The sequence below is a fragment of the Streptomyces sp. NPDC028289 genome (assembly GCF_055565975.1).
This window is the reverse complement of sequence record NZ_JBVHTI010000002.1, coordinates 451,471-470,620: the sequence shown is the minus strand read 5'-3', so window position 1 is coordinate 470,620 and position 19,150 is coordinate 451,471. Positions and strand designations below refer to the sequence as shown.

Below are 19,150 nucleotides of genomic sequence, written 5' to 3'. Positions count from 1 at the left end.
CGAGCGCTCTGTGACCGCTTACCTCATCCGCCGGACCGGGCAGGCGATCGTGGTGGTGTTCGGCGTCGTGCTCCTGACGTTCATCATGATCCACCTGGTGCCGGGCAGCGCCGCCCGGGCCACCCTCGGGACCCGGGCCACCGCCGAGCGGATCTCCGTCTTCAACGCTGCCAACGGCCTGGACCGGCCATTGGCGGCGCAGTTCGTGACCTTCGTGAAGCAGGCCGCCGTGGGCGACTTCGGAACGTCGTACTCCCTGCACCAGCCCGTGTCCACGTTGATCGCGCAGCGGCTGCCGCGTGACGCCGTGCTGCTGGGGCTGTCCACGCTGCTCACCCTCGCGGTCGCCCTGCCGATGGGGATCTTCCAGGCGGTGCGGCGGGACCGCGTCACGGACCACGTCCTCACCGTCGTCTCCTTCGTGCTGTACTCGATGCCGGACTTCTTCTTCGCGCTGCTGCTGGTCGCGGTCTTCTCGGTGCAGTGGCACCTGCTGCCGCCCCAGGCCCCGCAGGCCGAGTCCGTCGGCGGCATCCTGGCCGACCCGCAGGCCCTGGTCCTGCCGGTGGTCACCCTGAGCCTGGTCAGCGTGGCCGGGTTCAGCCGGTACATGCGGTCGTCGGCCATCACCACCCTGGCGCAGGACTACGTACGCGTCTCCCGCGCCAAGGGACTGCCGGAGCGGCTGGTCCTGCTCCGGCACGTCCTGCGCAACTCCCTGCTGCCGGTCATCACCGTCCTGGGGCTGGCGGCCCCGAACATCGTCGCCGGCGCGGTGATCGCCGAGTCGGTGTTCAACTACCCGGGCATGGGGCTGCTGTTCTACCAGGCCGCCACCAGCAAGGACTACCCGATCCTGCTCGGCTCGACCCTGGTGGTCGGTGTGGCCACCGTCGTCGGCAGCCTCCTCGCCGACATCGCCTACGGCCTCCTCGACCCCCGGATCCGCTATGTCGACGCTTGAACCCGTGGATCTGCCCGAACCCGAGCCTGCGCCTGAATCGCCGGGCGCGCCCGAACCCGCGGCCCCGGCGACCGCTGCGCGCGGCTCCCGCCCGCTGCTGACAGCGTTCGTGCGCAACCGGCGGGCCCTGGTCGGACTGGGCATGGTCGCGGTGATCGCCGCCTTCTGCTTCATCGGGCCGCTGCTGTACCGGACCGACCAGGCCACCGTCCGGCTGGACCTGAACGATCTCGCGCCCGGCGCCGGGCATCCGCTGGGCACGGACGCCTCCGGATACGACGTGCTGGGGCGGCTGATGACGGGCGGGCAGTCGTCGCTCGAACTCGGTTTTGCGGTGGCCCTCGCCACGACCGTCATCGGCACGCTGTACGGTGCCGCAGCCGGCTATGCCGGCGGAGTCGTCGACGCGGTCATGATGCGGGTCATCGACACGTTCCTGGCCGTCCCCGGCATCGTCCTGCTGCTGATCATGGTCAGCCTGTTCACGCCGAGCCTGTGGCTGATCGTCGTGCTGCTGTCGCTGCTGTCCTGGCTCGGGGCCGCACGCCTGGTCAGGGGCGAGGTACTCAGCCTGCGGTCGCGGGAGTTCGTCCAGGCGGCACGGATGATGGGCGGCACCTCAGGGCGCATCGTCGTACGCCACCTGGTGCCGAACGCCGCCGGCGTCATCATCGTCAGCGGCACCTTCACCATCGCCGACTCGATCCTCACCCTGTCGGCCCTGAGCTTCCTCGGACTCGGGCTGCCCCCGCCGCACGCCGACTGGGGTTCGATGCTCTCCGCCGGGCTCAACTCCCTTTACGACGGCTACTGGTGGCTGGTCTACCCGCCCGCGGCGATCCTGATCGCCACCGTGGTGGCGTTCAACCTGATCGGCGACGCCGTCCACGACGCCCTGGACGTCCGACTGCAACGCCCGTGACCGCTGTGACGATGCGAGGACTACACGCATGCCGCCCCTCCTCGAGGTCAGGAACCTCACCACGCACATCAGCAGCCGCCGTGGCGTGGTGCGCGCCGTGGACGACGTGTCCTTCACCCTGGAAGCCGGCCAAACCCTGGGTCTGGTCGGCGAATCCGGCTGCGGCAAGTCCATGACCGGTCTGTCCCTCATGGGCCTGCTGCCACCCGGTGGCGCACTGGTCGGCGACTCCTCGGTGGCGCTGGACGGGCGCGAGCTGGTCGGGCTGCCCGAACGCGAACTGCGCCGGGTGCGCGGCAACGACATCGCGATGGTCTTCCAGGACCCGATGACCTCCCTGAACCCCACCAGGACCATCGGTCACCAGGTCGCCGAAGCCGTCCTGGTGCACCGTGGCTGCACCCAGGGCCAGGCAGCCGACCGAGCAGCCGAGGTCCTCGGCCTGGTCGGTCTCCCGCACCCCCGCGAGCGCCTGAAGGACTACCCCCATCAGCTGTCCGGCGGCTTGCGCCAGCGGGTGCTGATCGCCATGGCGCTGGCCAACGAGCCCCGGGTGCTGATCGCCGACGAGCCCACCACCGCCCTGGACGTCACCATCCAGGCGCAGATCCTCACCCTGCTGGCCGACCTGCGCGACCGGCTCGGCATGGCGATGATCCTCATCACCCACGACATGGGTGTCACCGCAGGCCACGCCGACCGGATCAACGTCATGTACGCCGGCCGCATCGCCGAGAGCGCCGGCACCGACCGGCTGTTCCGCGGCATGCGGCACCCCTACACCCAGCGTCTGCTGGCCTCGGTGCCACGCCTGGACCAGGACCCGGCCAGGCAGCTACCCAGCATCCCCGGCCTGCCCCCGGATCTCACCGACCCGCCGGGCGGCTGCCGGTTCGCCGACCGCTGCTCGTACGCCACCGAGCGCTGCCGTGCCGAGGAGCCGGAGCTCACCGGCCCGGACGGTTCCGACGGTCACCGGTACGCCTGCTGGCATCCGACCAGCGGCCCCCTGCCGCCGCATGCCGTCGCCGTCGCGCCGTACCCGGACGTCGTACCGGCTGCGGCCCCTGCCCGGCCGTTGCTCGAAGCGCGCGGCCTGGTCCGGGAGTTCCCGGTCCGCGGGAACCGGCTGCTCGTCCGTGGCCGGCGCGTCGTGCACGCCGTCTCCGGCGTCTCCCTCGCCCTCGGCCCCGGCGAGACCTTCGGCCTGGTCGGCGAGTCCGGCTGCGGCAAGACCACGCTCGGGCGCCTGCTGGTCGGCCTCGACCGGCCCGACGCCGGCACCGTCACCCTGGACGGCACCGACCTCGGGCACCTGCGCGGCCGTGAGCTGCGGCGACGCCGCCGCGACCTGCAGATGATGTTCCAGGACCCGTTCTCCTCCCTCGACCCTCGCATGCGGGTCGGCAGCATCCTGCGCGAACCCCTCCGGATCCAGGGCATCGGCACCGCCCGCCAGCAGAAGGCACGCATCGCCGAACTGCTCGCCGAGGTCGGCCTGCCCGAGCGGGGACTGGAGCTGTACCCGCACGAGTTCTCCGGCGGCCAGCGTCAGCGCATCGGCCTTGCCCGAGCGCTGGCGCTCACCCCGAAGCTGATCGTCGCCGACGAGCCGGTCTCGGCGCTGGACGTGTCCGTACGGGCCCAGGTGCTCAACCTGATGAAGCGGCTCCAGGCGTCCCACGGACTGTCTTACATCGTCATCTCGCACGACCTTGCGGTGGTCCGCTACCTCGCGGACCGGATCGGCGTGATGTACCTGGGCCGTCTGGTCGAAGTCGGCAGTGCCGACGACATCCATCTGCGCGCCGCCCACCCCTACACCGCCGGGCTCCTCAAGGCGGTTCCGATACCGGACCCGGCAGTGGAACGGGCCAAACACGGCACCGGCATCAGCGGCGAACTGCCCAGCCCCGTCGACCCACCCTCGGGGTGTCGCTTCCGGACGCGGTGCCCGCTGGCCCGTGAGCGCTGCACGCACGAAGAACCCGCCCTGCGCCTGTTCGGCCCCGGCCACACCGCGGCCTGCCACTTCCCACTCCTGCCGGCGCTCTCGAACACCCCGGCAAACGCCGCCACGGACACCTCCGGACACTGATGGCTGGAGCATCCCGTGGCTGTGTGCGCCTCGCCCCGGGCCCACCAGGTCGCACACGTACCGACGGCCGAGGAGGCGTCATGAGGACAGAGATCCTGCAGGCACAGGATCGCGAAAGCCTTCGCCCCCGCCCGGCTCACCGCCACCCTCACCGCCCTCGCCCAAGCCAGCGCGGCAGCGCACGCGGCCGAGACGCTCACTCCTCAGCACGCACAGGCCCGCAAAGTCGTCAAGGGGTACGAGCGGCGTCTCACCCGCTACCAGGCCGCCCTCGAAGCCGGCGCCGACCCCGCCGTCGTCGCCCAATGGATCAACGAGGCGCAAGCGGACAAGGAGACAGCACGCAAGAAGCTCGACACGCCACCTGCCGCCACTCGAAAGAAGGAAACTCCCCTCAGCGCCGACCAGATCCGGGAGATCACTGAGAGACTCGGAGACATCGCACAACGCGTACAGGTCGTCGACACAGAGAAGAAGAGCCCACTCTGCGAAGCCCTCGGGATCACGATCAGTTACAAACATGCAGGTAGGGCCGCGACCGTTAGGTCGAGGCCCTCATCCGCGTATCGCTATAACGAGTGTCCGAGGGGCGAGTTGACCACCGACGATCCGGTCGTGGTCGCGCAAGGACGGCTCAGGGGACAAGGGTCACCCGGCTGGCCGGGCGGCGCGAGGCACGGTGAATGCCCCTGACGGGATTACTCGTCAGGGTGGCAGGGAGTCCGTCGATCCAGCGTGGCGGGACCGGGGCTGCGGACCAGCCGGCGCGAGCGGCTGGACCACACCCTCTGATTGGGGACCAGCGTATACAGGGTGCTCGCCGTGGCCCGGTCCGCCAGGAACTCCCCATGCCGCGAGGGGATTGGCACTCTCATCCCCCTGCCACCGTGATCTTCACGCTCATCGCGGTCGGCGTGCTCCTCTTCGTCGTCCGCGTCGTACCGGTTGTTTCCCGCCCGGTGCGGCTGGATGCGTCCTTCGTATAGGCGCCGCCCGCTGCAGCGAGCGGTGCGGACGGTCGCAGACAAGCAACGCGAGACCCCGGACGGCCGGGATCATCCATGACGTCGGTGACCCGCTCGGCATTCATCCCGCAGCCTTACGGCACTGGGTGAAGAGGCACGATGCTCAGGCTGCCCCGCAGGCTGCTGCCGCCCGTGACGAGTCCGCGCGGATTCGGCAGCTGGAAAACCATCTCCGCGACGGCGTGCGGCAGGCCATCGAGCGTCAGATCCAGGGCATGGAACTGCTGCGCCCCGAGGACATCGCCGACACCGTGTCCCACATCGTCACCCGGGACCGCCGGGTCACCGTCAACGAGGTCCTCGTACGAGCCAGCGAGCAGACCTGGTAGCAGTCGACGGACGGCCTGCATAACCGCCCGCTCCTGCATTACCGCTTCATGGGTTCCCGGGCCGACGGTCGCCGCCCCCGGGATCCGCTTACACCCTGGAAAGCCATGCGGAACAAGAAGCCGGCACCGCGGAGCGACACGCCCGCCTGCTGCCCCGCGTCGCGGGGCCGGTCAACGAGTGGGCCGCGTGAGGGATGGCTCTGACGCGTTGGCAGACGCGCAGCGTCGCCTCGAGGGCCGAGGCCTGTGCGGGCCTCGGCATCAGCTACGCCTCCAACATCAGCTTCACGACGTCGCACTGTGGTACCACCACACCATGTACGACCGTCACTTCTGGAACGCTCCCCAGTCCCCGTAATGCCATGCGCCTCGGCACATGCCGGCGAGGCCTCGCGGCCGCCGCACGAAGCGTCATGTCAGAGGTAGTCCCCGTCCCTCGCGCAATGCTGCAAGCCGGGCCATTTGCTCACCCATGCCGCGTGCACCGGCCAACGGCGTGTGGACGTGCGGCCAGACGGAGCGCACGAGGCGGATATGTCGTGCACCGCCGAGGGCCACCACGGGGTCAAGGCCCACGATGTCACGCACGGTTGCCTGTTCCAGCAGGACCTGGCTCGTTACTGCGTCGGCTGCGCCATGAGGTGTGTCGTACGGCTCGATGACGTCGTCGAGGCCGAGGAGCCCGTGGCGTGCGGAGAGAATGAGCAGCAGGTCAGGTTGCAGTGCGTCGGCCGCCTTGCGGCATGCCCGGTGGTAGGAGCCTACGTACATGTCTGCCGAGCGCGCGGGCGAGCCCAGTTTGCGGCTGCCGCACGGGATGACGACGAGTTGTGGCTTGAAGTAGTCGAGATAGTCGTTTGCGGTCATGCCTGTCGTCCTGCCTGTGCGTGTGATGCGAGCAGTGCTGGTCGGGTGCGCGCCCGGCGTGTGCTGGTGGAGACCCGCCTGCCGGGCGGTCGAGCCGGGGGATGGCGATGGCGGAGCGGAAGTTCGAGAAGAACAGGGTCATGCCGGGTGACGGGCCTGAGGCGTCCACGGGAGAGAGCAGGGGAGGCAACGATCGGAGCTCAGACCCGGCAATGCCGCCGTCGCACGAACAGCTGGTTCACACTCGGCCTCTTCGAGCGGGGCCCACTATGTCGCCTGACACGCAGCGGCAGCATCATTCCGCCCGGCCCGCCGCGGCCGCAGACTCTCGCTTTCGCCGCCGGCGGCACGTCAGACCATTCGCTGCCTGGCGTTGGCCCTCACCGTCGGAGTCCCGGCCGGCGTCGGGTGGATCCCGACGAAGCCGAGGAACGCACCGAAGGCCGTCATGCCGGCAGCGATGGTGAAGCTGAAGGCGTAACCGTGCGCGGCAGCGGTCACCTGGTCGGCGCCCGCACGCCGCAGCACGGCGGCGTGGCCGGTGCCCAGTGAGACCAGGGCAGCCAGACCGATGGCGCTGCCGATCTGCATGGACGCATTGTTCATGCTGCTGGCGATGCCCGCGTCCTCACCGGTGGCGCCGTCCACTCCGGCGACAGTGGATCCGACGAGGACGAGGCCGCCTCCCAGCGGCACGAGGATCAGTCCGGGCAGTACGTCGGCCGCGTAGGTGCCGTGGCTGTTCAGCCCGGCAAGGAGGAGGTAGCCGACCGTGGTGACCGCAAGCCCTCCTCCGTTCAGGGCTCGCAGACCGAACCGGGGAAGGAGTCGTGGTGCCATCACGGTGGCGCTGAAGAGAATGACCAACCCGAACGGTACAAAGGCGAATCCGGTCGCCAGCGCGGAAAAGTGCAGTATGCGCTGGACATACAGGCTCAGCGAGAAGAAGAGGGTGGCGAAGCCGACGTAGTAGCAGATGCGAACGATGTTGGCGATGCTCCGGTTACGTGAGCGCAGGAATGCGAGGGGCACCAGGGGCTGGGCCACATGGGCCTCCACCAGCACGAAACCGATCAAGCAGAGGACACCGATCCCGACGCAGCCCAGGACGGAAAACGAGAGCCATGCGTGGCTGTCCTTCTCCAGGAGGCCGAACACGACCAGGAGCAGACCGAGGGTGACCGTCACGGCGCCGAGGACGTCAGGCCGACCGCGCCTGGTGGCTCGGCTTTCGGAGACGAGCTTGAAGGTGGCGAGAAAGGCGAACGCGGCGATGGGTAGATTGATGAAGAATATCCAACGCCAGGAGGCGATGGTGGTCAGGACGCCCGAGAGCACGACGCCCAGGGCCACACCGACTCCCGCCAGGCCGCTCCAGATGGCCATGGCCCGTGCCCTTTCCTGCCGCTGTGTGAACAGCAGCGTCACCAGGGACAGGGCCGCCGGGCTGACGAGTGCCGCACCGACGCCCTGTACGAAGCGGCCGGCGATCAGTACGCCGGCTTGCTGGGCCACTCCGGCGCTCGCCGACGACAGCGCGAAGATCGCCAGGCCGGTCAGGAAGAGGCGTCTGCGGCCGAGCAGATCACCCAGGCGCCCGCCAAGCATCAGCAGCCCACCGTAGGTGACGGTGTAGCCGTTGACGACCCATGCCAGGCCTGTGGTCGTGAGGCCCAGATCGTGCTGGATGGGGGGCAGCGCGACATTGACCACGGTCGCATCGAGGAGCAGCATCACCTGCACGAGGCAGATGATCCCGAGCGCGCGCCACCTGCGCGGATCCGGTTCGGGAGTGGGACTGGTCGGAGTCATCACTGATCGCCTTCTGTTCGGTCGGGCCGCCGCCGTACCCCCGGACGCCGCCTCAGGCGGAGAGGTGGCAAGCCGGCCCGGCCCACGGACATTTCCTGAGGTGTTCAACTCGCAGACGCCGGGTGTGCGTGGCCGCGGATAAGGACGGAGAAGGCGCACATTCGGTCTTCGCTGCGGGCTTGTCGCCGATCCCGGTGCCGGTACTGGGGCGAGCCTGAAACACCTTCGGGTGCCGCCGCCTCCGGGGAGGGGCGCCGGCACTCGTGGTGTCCCGTGCGGGCGCAGAGGTCAGCCCTCCGCCCGCCTCCGTTGGCGCGACCCCGGGTGCGCCCGACAGGGGCTGACGCTCGACTCGCCCAGCATCCAGAAGCGCCACGGGTACGAAGCAGCAGGACCGCCCACCCCCGTCCGCAGCCCTCGGCCAACCCGCGCGGACGAGACGCCCCCGGCGGGCTCCGCGAGAAACAACTCCGCTGCCCCATCGCATGCCGACTGCCCGTCATGATGCAGATCGGCGATGCCCAACGCCCGGGCGAGGCTGGCCGGGCCGCGCGCCAGATCGCGCGCCCGCACCCCAGGCCCCGGCATTCTTGCGCGACGTCCGCTCCCTCCACGACGGTGCCGGCGCGGAGCAGCACCGAAGCGGGACGCCGCCCGGGTCCGCAGACGGCGTTCAGGCACCGATGCACCGCGTGCGTCCGGTACACATAGAAGGTCCCCGGGGCCCCGGACTCCGCTCGATTGGTCCGGTTCGGGCCCCGGAACGCGTGCGAGGCCGGATCGTCCGGACCCTCGTACGCCTCCACCTCGGTGATACGCACCGCCGTCACGCCGCGCTGCGAGCGCGAGACCACGAGAACCCCGAGGAGTTCGGGAGCCGCCTCGAGGGCGGGCCGGTCGAAGAAGTGGTCGCAACGCCCACCGCGAGCAGCGGCGCCAGACGGCTGTCACGGTGCGTGTCATGGAGAACGGTGGCAATGACAGCTACGGCGGTTTACCCCCAGGCCGAGGAGCGGATGGACCTGGTAGCCGCCTGGCGGCGGTTGCCGGTCGCCGACCAGGAAGTACTGGCGCTCCATGTATGGGAGGGACTCACGGACCGGGACGCGGCCACCGTGCTCGGCTGCTCAACGCGTGAGTCAGGCCGCGGGCCGCGACTGGTCGATGAACTCGCGGACGCGTGGGCGAGCAGCGGCGAGGAAACGTGGGAATCGCGGTGGCTTCCGTGATCCCGTTCGGCGGGTCGGCCGCGGCCGTGGACGCTCGAAAGCGGGCATGAAGTCAAGCGCGCATCAGCCGATCGGTGGCGCACGCCGGAGGGGCTTCCTGCCGTCAGCTCGCTGCCCCGAGATGCGGTGTCCGTGCATGCTGCCGCTCGGCATGCCGAGCGGTCATGCCCAGCATCTTGAGCGGAGCACCCAGCAGTTTCCCGGTCTGCCGGTGGTACGCGCCTAACCTGCCGTTGAACTGCGGAAATGAGTGCACTTCAGGCCCGTTGCGCCGGGTGGTCCGGGAATGGTCCGGATCCTGGTCGCAGCCCGGCCGGCTACCTGGTCGGGCAGGACCGAAGACGCACAGCTGTGGACCTCAGTTGTTCTCGAGGGCGTCCGTCACGTCGAACCCCCAAGCCAACCGCTGCCGCGCGATTCCGTTTCGATTCCCGGTCGCCCCGAAGGGGGTCCGCCACGCTGCAGCGCCTGTGGTCGGCGCCGCAGCGTGGCGGACGATGCGATCCTCGGCCGTCCCGAAGGACGACCGGGACGCGGGGACCACGGGTGATGGAGCGGCTCGGCACTGCCACCCGACGCGACCAGCGCGTGCGGGCCTGCGGCGGTCAGTGGGACGCGGGGAAGCCCAGGTCCACACCGGCCGCCGTCACAGCCGGGTCCGGCCAGCGGGTCGTGATGACCTTGCCGCGCGTGTAGAAGTGCACGGCTTCGCTGCCGTACATGCGGTGGTCGCCGAAGGCCGAGTCCTTCCAGCCGCCGAAGGAGTGGTAGCCCACCGGCACCGGCATCGGCACGTTCACGCCGACCATGCCGGCCTCGACCTCCAGCTGGAACCGGCGAGCCGCGCCGCCGTCCCGGGTGAAGATCGAGCTGGCGTTGCCGTACGGGGAACCGTTGATGATGGCCATGGCCTCCTCGTAGGTCTCCGCACGGAGCACGCACAGGACGGGACCGAAGATCTCGTTCCGGTAGGCGTCCGAGTCCGTGCTGACCTTGTCGAGGAGCGAGACACCGATCCAGTGCCCGTTCTCCAGGCCCTCGACGGTGAAGTCCCTGCCATCGAGCACCACGTCGGCTCCCTGGGCGGCCGCGCCCGCGATGTAGTCCGCGACCTCGTCGCGGTGCGCCTTGGTGATGAGGGGACCCATCTCGGACGTCGGGTCGTTGCCCGGGCCGATCTTGATCTTCGTGGCCCGCTCGGCGATCCGGGACACCAGCGCGTCCCCCGCCGAGCCGACCGCGACCACCACGGAGACCGCCATGCAGCGCTGGCCCGCGGAGCCGTAGGCGGCGGTCACGGCGGCGTCGGCCGCCGCGTCGAGGTCGGCGTCGGGCAGTACCAGCATGTGGTTCTTCGCTTCGCCGAGGGCCTGGACACGCTTGCCGCCGGCGGACGCCCTGGTGTAGACGTGGCGGGCGACCGGCGTGGAGCCCACGAACGACACGGCCGCCACGTCCGGGTGGTCGAGCAGCGCGTTCACCGCGACCGCGTCGCCGTGCAGGATGTTGAGCACCCCGTCGGGCACGCCCGCCTCGGCCGCGAGTTCCGCGAGGAGCATGGACGCGGACGGGGCCTTGCTGCTCGGCTTGTGGACGAAGGTGTTTCCGCAGGCGATCGCCATGGGGAACATCCACATGCTGATCATCGCGGGGAAGTTGAACGGCGAGATGCCGACGATCACACCGAGCGGCTGGCGGACCGACGCCACGTCGATCTGGCTCGACACCCCTGTGGACGTCTCGCCCTTGAGCGCCATGCCGAGCCCGCAGGCCAGTTCGACGATCTCCAGGCCCCGGGCCACCTCGCCCAGCGCGTCCGCATGGACCTTGCCCTGCTCAGCGGTGATCAGCGCGGCGAGGTCGTCGCGGCGCGCGTTCAGCAGCTCGCGGTAGCGGAAGAGGATCGCGATCCGCTGCGCGAGCGAGGACGTGCGCCAGCCGGCGTAGGCCTCCTTCGCCGCGGCGACCGCGGCGTCGGCCTCGTCGGCGCCGGCCATCGCGACCTGTCCGGTGACCTCTCCGGTCGCGGGGTCGGTGACGGGGCCCCAGGTGCCGAAGGCGCCTGAAGCGTCTCCGAACGGCTTGCCACCGATCCAGTGGGTGACGGTCTTCATCGGCGGAACTCCTTCAAAGAGGGACGGCGGCGGGCTGCGCGGCTCTTGTCGCACACCACACGGGCCTCGACTGCGGTCGGCCGGGCCGGAGCCGCGGCCACGCGGACGCCCCACCACGCCCGTGCGGGTAGGGCTGCTGAGATCGAAACTACCGAGCCGATTTGCACGTGCAGGCGCTGCGGAGCCTCCCGGCCCGAAGTGCCTCCCTCAGGTCCCGTACGGTCGTGGCGTGGGTCACTCGCCTGCCGAGCGCCGCCGTGTTCGCCACATGCTCGAATACGGCCTGGGGACGCGGCGTGACGACGTCGCGGCGGACTGGGAGGATTCACCTCCCAGCAGGGAGCAAGCCGGTCGTGGTCCAGGTTCTGGTCGAAGGCGCAGAATGAACGCACGGAAACCCTGCGAACGGGGTCCGGGCCGGCGGTGATCGGCTCCCTGATCCCCCCTGGAACACTCGCCGACCCCCACAGGTCGCCCGTGTCCGCACCGCGCCCGGCCCGGAGGCATCCGATGAACCACAAGCGCCCAGGAACGGGCCCGCTCACCGTGATCGTGTTCGTCTTCCCGGGCGTTCGGCTACTCGATGTGACCGGTCCCATCGAGGTGTTCGCGTCGGCCAACGAGTTCGGCGGGTGCTATGAGGTGCAGATCGCGTCCGAGGACGGGGCGGAGGTGGTCACCTCCGCCGGGACCCGCCTCATCGCTGACCTGCGTGTCGATGAGGTACGTGAGCCGTGCGACGTTCTGGTGATCCCGGGCGGTCCGGAATGGGAGACGCTGATCAAGGACGACGCCCTACTGGATGTCGTCCGACAGCTGAATGAGAAGGCCCTTTGTACGGCATCGGTGTGCACGGGAGCGTTTCTGCTGGCCGCGGCCGGACTTCTGGACGGCCGTCGTGCCGTGACGCACTGGCAGAACTCGCAGCAACTGGCTCTGCGGTTCCCGTCCGTGGAGGTCCAGCCGGACGCCATCTTCGTGCGGGACGGGCGGATGATGACATCGGCGGGTGTCAGCGCCGGTATCGACCTGTCCCTGGCGCTCGTCGAAGATCACTACGGCGCGGAGGTCGCTCGGGCGGTCGCCAAGGACATGGTCGTCTTCATGCAACGACCGGGTGGCCAGTCCCAGTTCAGCGTCCGCTCCCGGGCCCCGCACAGCCGCCAGGAGATTCTCCGCCGGGTCCTGGACGCGGTCGCCGAGAAGCCCGGGGCCAACCACACAGTGTCGGCGATGGCCCGCGGGGCGGGCCTCAGCGTCCGTCATCTGACCCGGCTCTTCCACGAAGAGGTGGGAACCACTCCGGCCAGGTATGTGGAGCAGATCAGGTTGGAAGCGGCCCAGGTGCTGCTGGAGACCGGTGATGACCCCATGGCCGTGGTGGCGCGACGCACCGGGTTCGGCTCGCCCGAGTCGCTGCGCAGAGCCTTTGTGCGGCAGCTGGGTGTGACACCTGGTGCGTTCCGGACCAGTTTCCGGACGACCGGCGTGGGCACGTCCGAGGCGGGCTCGGCGTAGTCCGTGACCGTTGTGCTGGTCGCCGGTGGAAGACCGCGGAAGCGGGAGGGCCCTGATCGACGGCGGCCCGAGAACGACGGTGCGACCCTTTCCAGGAGAAGCCGGGCTGTTGTCGCACCGGCCGTACCAGGGGTGTCGTACGGCTCGATGACATGGTCGAGGTCCAGGAGGCCGTAGCGCGCGGAGAGGGCGAGCAGACGCTCGGGCTGCAGCGCTTCGGCTCCTTGCGGCACGCACGGTGGTAACAGCCGAGGTACATGTCTGCCGCTCGCGCGGGCCATCCCGGTTTGCGGCTACCGCAGGGGATGACAACGAGTTCCGGTCGGAAACAGTCGACATGGCCGTTTGCGGCGATGGCTGCTCTCCTGGCTGTTTGCAGGTGGTGCTGCCGGCGGTCGCGGCGACAGCGGCGACCAAGCCGGGTACAAGGTGTCGGCGCACGGCCGGTTGTCGAGCGGCCCGTGAGAGGGGCGGGGTGCGCCTTGCGTTTCTCACAACCAGGCTTCACACAGCAGCGCTCTCAGGCCGAGTGGACTTGAAGCCCTCGGATCAGGACACGACATGACCCTGCGCTTCGGCTGTGCGGCGGCAGCATTCCACGCGGACACCGGCCGCCCGGCCAGATGTCCCGATATGAGGCAGTTGTGGCCCGTCTGGCTCTCTGGCTCAGCTCTCCCGGCACCCTAGCGTCGTCACTAGGACGTGGGCGAACGGGTTGACCTCCGCAACGGATGCGAAGTCCTTGGACACGTAGGCGGATGACAACTCGACCGCGTCCGGCACCGACGGCTCCGAATGAGGAAGAAGGCGTTCCAGCTGTGACGTCGCAATCACGCACCGATCGAACGATGGCCCACCGACTGGAATTCGGGCTCAATGAATGGGTCGTGGACGAGCAACGACAGCGGTACCTGCACGACCCGGGCTCGGTCGATCAGACGTGGAGGGACTTCTTCGCCTCCCCGGCCTCCTTGACAGGCCGACAGAGACGTACCGCCATGGCCACGGGGGGTGGTGACGGGGATGAGGCGGCGTTCAAAGCGGTCCGGGTTGCGGCGCTGATCCACGGGTATCGAGTGCGCGGCCACTTGATGGCCGCCACCGACCCACTCATGTCCTCACTCACGTCGCAGCCGGCCGCCGGACATCCAGAGCTCGACATCGCCGCCTTCGGACTCCACGACGTGGACCGGGAAGAGAAGTTCGTCGTGGACGGGTTCGCCGGGCACGTCGCGATGGCTCTTCAGGACGTGCTGGACGGCCTGCAGGAGCTCTATTGCCGCACCGTCGGCTTTCAGTACATGCACATCCAGGACGCCCACGAACGTCACTGGCTCCAGCAGCGGATCGAGGGACCGCAGCGCCGGCCCGACCGCGCCGAACAGTTGCAGATCCTCTACCGGTTGGGTGCGGCAGAGGCCTTCGAGACGTTTCTGCAGACCAAGTACGTGGGCCATAAGCGGTATTCGCTCGAAGGCGGCGAGTCGGCGATCGTACTGCTCGATGCCCTGTTGCTCCGCGCCATCGAGGAAGGCGTGGGGGAAGCCGTCATCGGGATGGCCCACCGCGGCCGGCTCAATGTCCTGGCCAACATCATCGGCAAGTCCTACACGCAGATCTTCCACGAGTTCGAGGACGCGGTGGACATCCGTTCGGTCCAGGGATCCGGGGATGTGAAGTACCACCTCGGCGCGGAGGGCACCTACCGTGCCCTGCAAGGCGGCACGATCGCCGTCTCGGTCGTGGCGAACCCGTCGCATCTGGAGATCGTGGGGCCGGTGGCGCAGGGAGTGGTGCGCGCAAAGCAGGACCTGGCCGGGGACCGCGGCCAGCGTTTCCCGGTACTGCCGGTCGTCATGCACGGCGACGCGGCGTTCGCCGGCCAGGGCGTGGTCGCCGAGACCCTGAACATGTCGCAGCTGCCCGGCTACCGCACGGGTGGGACGGTCCACGTGATCATCAACAACCAGGTCGGCTTCACCACCGCACCTGCCAACGGCCGTTCGAGCACGTACGCCACCGATGTCGCAAGGACGGTGGAGGCCCCGATCTTCCACGTCAACGGTGACGACCCGGAGGCCGTCGCCCGGGTCGCGCAGCTGGCCTTCGACTACCGCCAGGCGTTCCACAAGGACGTCGTGATCGATCTCGTCTGCTACCGGCGGCACGGACACAGCGAGGTCGACGACCCGTCCATCACACAGCCGATGATGTACGACCGCATCGACGCCAAGGCTTCGGTGCGCCGGCTGTACGCCGAGGCGCTGGTCTGTCGAGGGGACATCGGCGAGCAGCAGGTGGAAGGCGCGCACCGGAACTACCAGGAGCATCTTGAGCGGGCCTTCGCCGAGACCCGAGCCCTGCCCGCCTCCGACGCCGTCGAGGACCTCCGTTCCGGCGACGCCGAGGAGCGGGCAGCCCACCATCAGGCCGTGACCGCGATCGACGAAGCGACCGCCCGGCACGTCATCGCTTCGCAGACCGACCTGCCACGAGACTTCACCGTGCACCCGCGTGTCCTGCCACAGCTCCAGAGGCGTGCGGCCATGCTCGACACCGGGGCGATCGACTGGGCCACCGCGGAGACACTGGCGATGGGCTCCCTGCTGCTGGAGGGGGTTCCGGTGCGACTGGCAGGGCAGGACTCGCGTCGCGGCACGTTCGGCCAACGCCACGCCGTACTCACCGACCGGCGCACCGGCGCGGAGCACACGCCGCTGAACACCCTCGGCCCGCGGGCCCAGGGCTTCGCACCGTACGACTCGATGTTGTCCGAACTGGCGGCGCTGGGGTTCGAGTACGGATACTCGCTGGCGCGCCCCGATGCTCTGGTGCTGTGGGAGGCCCAGTTCGGGGACTTCGCCAATGGCGCTCAGACGGTCGTCGACGAGTACATCTCGTCATCCGAACAGAAGTGGGGACAGCGCTCCGCGGTGACGCTGTTGCTGCCGCACGGCCTGGAGGGGCAGGGGCCGGACCATTCCTCCGCCAGAATCGAACGCTTCCTTCAGCTGTGTGCACAGGACAACATGACCGTCGCCCTGCCCTCCCTGCCGAGCAACTATTTTCATCTCCTCAGGCAGCAGGGGCTGCGCGACCACACCAGGCCGCTGATTGTCTTCACACCGAAGTCGATGCTGCGGACGAAGGCCGCGACCTCCACGCTGGCCGAGTTCACACATGGCGGCTTTCGTCCGGTGATACCGGATCACACGGTGGACCCGGCCCGGATCAGGCGTGTGCTGTTGTGCTCGGGCAAGGTCTTCTACGACCTCGACGCCCACCGGCACAGCTCGGGCCTCTCGGACACGGCGATCGTCCGCGTGGAGCGCCTCTACCCGTTCCCCGAGGAAGAGCTCGCGGCGGAACTCAGCCGCTTTCCTGCCGGTGTGGACGTACGTTGGGTGCAGGAGGAGCCCGAAAACCAAGGAGCGTGGTTCTTCGTCGGGCCGCGCCTGCACCGGCTGGGAGACCGCGTCCTTGGGTGTGTCAGCCGACCGGAGGCACCTGCCCCCGCCGTCGGCTCCGCCCGTCGGCATGCCATGGAGCAGAAGGCCCTGGTGACATCGGCCTTCCACTGAGCATCCACCGACGGCAAAGGGACGGGGCGCCTCCGCATGTGAGCGCGCCCCGTCCGGCTATGCGTCCTCGACGGCTGTCATCAGCGAGGCCGGTTGTGCGGCCTGAGACGCAGTGACGGCTTCGCGAGCCGCGTCGGGTTCTTCCAGTTCCTTCGGGCTGTCCGGGTCCCCCGGGCCTTCCGGTCCACCCGTGTTGCCGGCGGCGTGGCGTAGTGAGTGCCAGACCACCACCGCCCACGCGGCGACGAGCACGGCGTAGAGGAAGACGGCGGTCCAGACGAACAGCTGTGAGCCGGTCCGGGTGGCGAGGACGCCAGTCGCGGTGACGCAGGCTCCGAGGGGAAAGATGAAGGACCACCAAGTGGGTGTGAAGGGCAGTCCCGTTCGGATCTCTCGTACGGTCAGCGCCGTGGCGAGTACCAGCCACAGTATGGCGAAGCCCCACACACCGAGCCCGCCCAGGAGCGCCACGACTGCGGCGCCCCGCGCGTACAACGCCGGCAGCGCGCCTGGCGCGGCCGTGGCCAGCGTACCCAGCGCGGTCACCGACTGGGCCAACGCCCCCACCCCGATCCACACGGTGGGCACCACCGCGCCGGTGGGCGCCTCATGGTGTACCAGGCGGCTGTACACCATGGCCAGCACCAGAAGCACGGCCACCGACCCAAGCCCGAGCATGGCGTAGCAGCCCAGCAGCATCGCCATCCGCGGCTGCCCGGCGGGTGTCCGAGGGATGAGCAGCGCGCCCGTCGCGGCTGAGACCAGCGGCGGCACCACGGGCAGCAACCAGCCGCCGAACGCCGCGTCGGGTGCGAAGCGGTGCCGCGTGACCATGAGGTACGGCACCGTGCAGGTTGTGGCAAGACCGAGCACGGTACCGAGCGACCACAGCACCCGGTCCACATCCAGCGCCGCCGACGCTCCGATCACCCGTCGGCCGAGCAGCAGCGCCCCGGCGCCCACCGTGAGCAGCGCTATCGGCGGCGCCCCGAAGAACTGGGCCTGTATCGGATCGGCGACGTGCACCCGCAGCGTCCTTTGCCGGACGTAGCCGACGGTCAGTACGACCAGCAGCAGTGCAGCCGCCGACCAGACCACCGTGGCGGCGTCCCGCAGGCCGGGGAAGGTTCGCGGCAGGGTGGCTGCCGCGTTGGCGACGATCCCGGTGCCCATGACGGCCGCGAACCAGCTCGGACCGAGCGGCGGACGTGCCCTCTTGCTCGCCTTCGCCTTCAGCTGCCGGGCACGGGCATGTCTGGGGCACCTCAGGCCCGAGTCGCCCTTGGACGGGACCGCTCGGGTACTGCTGGAGTGGGGTGTCACGGCGTAGAACGCCTTCTTTCCTCGTCTCGGGTCATCACCATCGGTGATCGGCCGGCCGGCCGGCCCACGCCCAGCAGCTCGCGGGTCGCGGCCGAGACCGTCGGCCCGTTCGGCACGAAGGTATGGCGGCTTCCCACTCCCGCCACAGAACAGCGTGTGCCACAACGGCCTCACACCGGGACATGGCGGGCAGTGCCGTACTTCTGCTCCAGCGGTCCGGCCTGCGGCGTGCACGGCCACGTGCGTCCGTCCGGGCGCAGGGAACTGCTTCGATGTCCTTCTCCGAGCGTCGTGTGGCCGTTTGTGCGGCCATGACGAGGCGGTGGGCCACCGCTGAGGTGGGGTGAGGCGCCGAGGTCCGGCGGCCTGGTCCTTGGACGGGAGGCGGCAATGGCACACAGTCGGTCGGTGGGGAGCACGAACGGCACCGGTCACACGCAACTGGAGGTGTTCGAAGAGCCGTTGGGCGCCACGGCGTTGCCGCCTGTGTTGTCCAGGGAGTTCTTCGATCGGCCGGCCGTGGAGGTGGCTCCCGAACTGCTGGGGGCCTTGGTGGTGTCCCGTTCCGAGGGCGGTGTGACGGCGGTGCGCATCACTGAGGTAGAGGCGTACGAGGGGCCCGACGACCCCGCCTCGCATGCGTTCCGAGGTCCGAATGCGACCAACCGTGCCGAGTTCGGGGAGCCGGGGACCTTCTATGTCTACCGGACGCACGCGGTCCATCGATGCCTGAACGCGGTGTGCGGCCCGGGGCGGCGCCCCGCTTCGGTGCTGCTCCGGGCGGGCGCGGTCGAGGCCGGTGCGGCGCTGGCGTGGCAGCGTCGGCATCCTGGTCTACGGGCGCGGGACCTGGCGCGTGGCCCTGCCAACCTCGCCCAGGCGCTGGGCGTCGTCGATCTGCGCCATGACGGGCAGTCGGCGTGCGACGTCACAGCCGACCTGTTCCTCGCGGGGCCGACGGGGGGACTGTGCCGGGAGCGTGTCGGTTCGGGGCCGCGGACCGGCGTCGGCGGCCCGGCCGCTGGGTGTCCGTGGCGCTTTTGGACCCTGGGCGAGCCGAGCGTCAGCCCTTACCGGGCGCACCCCAGCGCCCGGCATCGACTCGGGGCGGACAGCTGAGGTTCAACGAAGCCCGCTTGACAAGCCGTGGTCACTGCCGGTTCATGAGGCCGGATTCCCATGCCCAGGCGGCGATCTCCACGCGGTTTCGGGCGGACAACTTGGTCTCACGCTGCCGAGGTGGGGTCTTGACCGTGCCCACCGGGATGGACAGTTCGGTGGTGGCTTCCGCATTGTTGGACTGCACAGCAGCAGTCGCCACCGTGCGAGGGCACGATGGACGTAATCGTCGTCGGGTAGTGGGCAGCA

At 69.5% G+C, this 19,150-nt stretch carries 13 protein-coding genes and 1 pseudogene; 8 read left to right on the top strand and 6 right to left on the bottom strand.

The window, feature by feature from the left end; translation table 11 throughout:
• Nucleotides 1-10: 10 nt before the first annotated feature.
• The 4 genes from ACZ4UV_RS10030 to ACZ4UV_RS10015 all read left to right on the top strand — a co-directional run bounded on the left by ACZ4UV_RS10030 (nt 11) and on the right by ACZ4UV_RS10015 (nt 5,338).
• Nucleotides 11-964 carry an ABC transporter permease gene (locus tag ACZ4UV_RS10030; RefSeq protein WP_451020360.1) on the top strand — a complete coding sequence of 318 codons (954 nt, stop codon included), beginning with the start codon at nt 11-13 and terminating at the stop codon, nt 962-964.
• 4 nt (nt 965-968) lie between these two features.
• Complete coding sequence (locus ACZ4UV_RS10025) at nt 969-1,886, top strand: ABC transporter permease (RefSeq protein WP_451020359.1); 918 nt, start codon at nt 969-971, stop codon at nt 1,884-1,886.
• A 28-nt stretch (nt 1,887-1,914) separates the two neighbouring features.
• On the top strand, nt 1,915-3,984 hold the full coding sequence (locus ACZ4UV_RS10020; protein ID WP_451020358.1) for an ABC transporter ATP-binding protein: 2,070 nt from the start codon (nt 1,915-1,917) through the stop codon (nt 3,982-3,984).
• A gap of 982 nt (nt 3,985-4,966) precedes the next feature.
• Complete coding sequence (locus tag ACZ4UV_RS10015) at nt 4,967-5,338, top strand: transposase (RefSeq protein WP_467837922.1); 372 nt, start codon at nt 4,967-4,969, stop codon at nt 5,336-5,338.
• Between the two features lie 411 nt (nt 5,339-5,749).
• Here the strand turns inward: ACZ4UV_RS10015 and ACZ4UV_RS10010 are convergent, their stop codons facing one another.
• The 3 genes and pseudogenes from ACZ4UV_RS10010 to ACZ4UV_RS10000 form a co-directional block, all read right to left on the bottom strand.
• On the bottom strand, nt 5,750-6,205 hold the full coding sequence (locus tag ACZ4UV_RS10010) for a DUF6884 domain-containing protein (protein WP_451020357.1): 456 nt from the start codon (nt 6,203-6,205) through the stop codon (nt 5,750-5,752).
• Nucleotides 6,206-6,556: 351 nt separating this feature from the next.
• Nucleotides 6,557-7,948, bottom strand: a complete 1,392-nt coding sequence (locus ACZ4UV_RS10005; protein WP_467837233.1) for an MFS transporter — start codon at nt 7,946-7,948, stop codon at nt 6,557-6,559.
• A gap of 357 nt (nt 7,949-8,305) precedes the next feature.
• Nucleotides 8,306-8,910, bottom strand: a pseudogene (locus ACZ4UV_RS10000) (DNA-3-methyladenine glycosylase); the annotation flags it as partial.
• Nucleotides 8,911-8,994: 84 nt separating this feature from the next.
• Between ACZ4UV_RS10000 and ACZ4UV_RS09995 the strand changes: the two are divergent.
• Nucleotides 8,995-9,246: an RNA polymerase sigma factor gene (locus ACZ4UV_RS09995; RefSeq protein ID WP_451021273.1), complete on the top strand. Its 252-nt coding sequence runs from the start codon at nt 8,995-8,997 to the stop codon at nt 9,244-9,246.
• 605 nt (nt 9,247-9,851) lie between these two features.
• On the opposite strand, the gene ACZ4UV_RS09990 is transcribed toward ACZ4UV_RS09995, so the two are convergent.
• On the bottom strand, nt 9,852-11,360 hold the full coding sequence (locus ACZ4UV_RS09990) for a CoA-acylating methylmalonate-semialdehyde dehydrogenase (protein WP_451021272.1): 1,509 nt from the start codon (nt 11,358-11,360) through the stop codon (nt 9,852-9,854).
• 510 nt (nt 11,361-11,870) lie between these two features.
• Between ACZ4UV_RS09990 and ACZ4UV_RS09985 the strand changes: the two genes are divergently transcribed.
• Both ACZ4UV_RS09985 and ACZ4UV_RS09980 read left to right on the top strand, forming a co-directional pair.
• Nucleotides 11,871-12,878: a GlxA family transcriptional regulator gene (locus tag ACZ4UV_RS09985; RefSeq protein ID WP_451021271.1), complete on the top strand. Its 1,008-nt coding sequence runs from the start codon at nt 11,871-11,873 to the stop codon at nt 12,876-12,878.
• Nucleotides 12,879-13,609: 731 nt separating this feature from the next.
• Entirely contained in the window at nt 13,610-16,459 is a 2,850-nt protein-coding gene (locus ACZ4UV_RS09980; protein WP_467837224.1) for a multifunctional oxoglutarate decarboxylase/oxoglutarate dehydrogenase thiamine pyrophosphate-binding subunit/dihydrolipoyllysine-residue succinyltransferase subunit, read from the top strand.
• Between the two features lie 57 nt (nt 16,460-16,516).
• Here the strand turns inward: ACZ4UV_RS09980 and ACZ4UV_RS09975 are convergent, their stop codons facing one another.
• Nucleotides 16,517-17,782: a TDT family transporter gene (locus tag ACZ4UV_RS09975; RefSeq protein ID WP_451021269.1), complete on the bottom strand. Its 1,266-nt coding sequence runs from the start codon at nt 17,780-17,782 to the stop codon at nt 16,517-16,519.
• Nucleotides 17,783-18,244: 462 nt separating this feature from the next.
• Here ACZ4UV_RS09975 and ACZ4UV_RS09970 point away from each other — a divergent pair, with 462 nt between their 5' ends.
• Entirely contained in the window at nt 18,245-18,901 is a 657-nt protein-coding gene (locus ACZ4UV_RS09970; protein WP_451021274.1) for a DNA-3-methyladenine glycosylase, read from the top strand.
• 31 nt (nt 18,902-18,932) lie between these two features.
• Here ACZ4UV_RS09970 and ACZ4UV_RS09965 read toward each other — a convergent pair whose 3' ends face one another.
• A complete protein-coding gene (locus ACZ4UV_RS09965; RefSeq protein WP_467837222.1) occupies nt 18,933-19,103 on the bottom strand; it encodes a LuxR family transcriptional regulator in 171 nt (56 codons plus the stop codon).
• Nucleotides 19,104-19,150 lie beyond the last annotated feature (47 nt).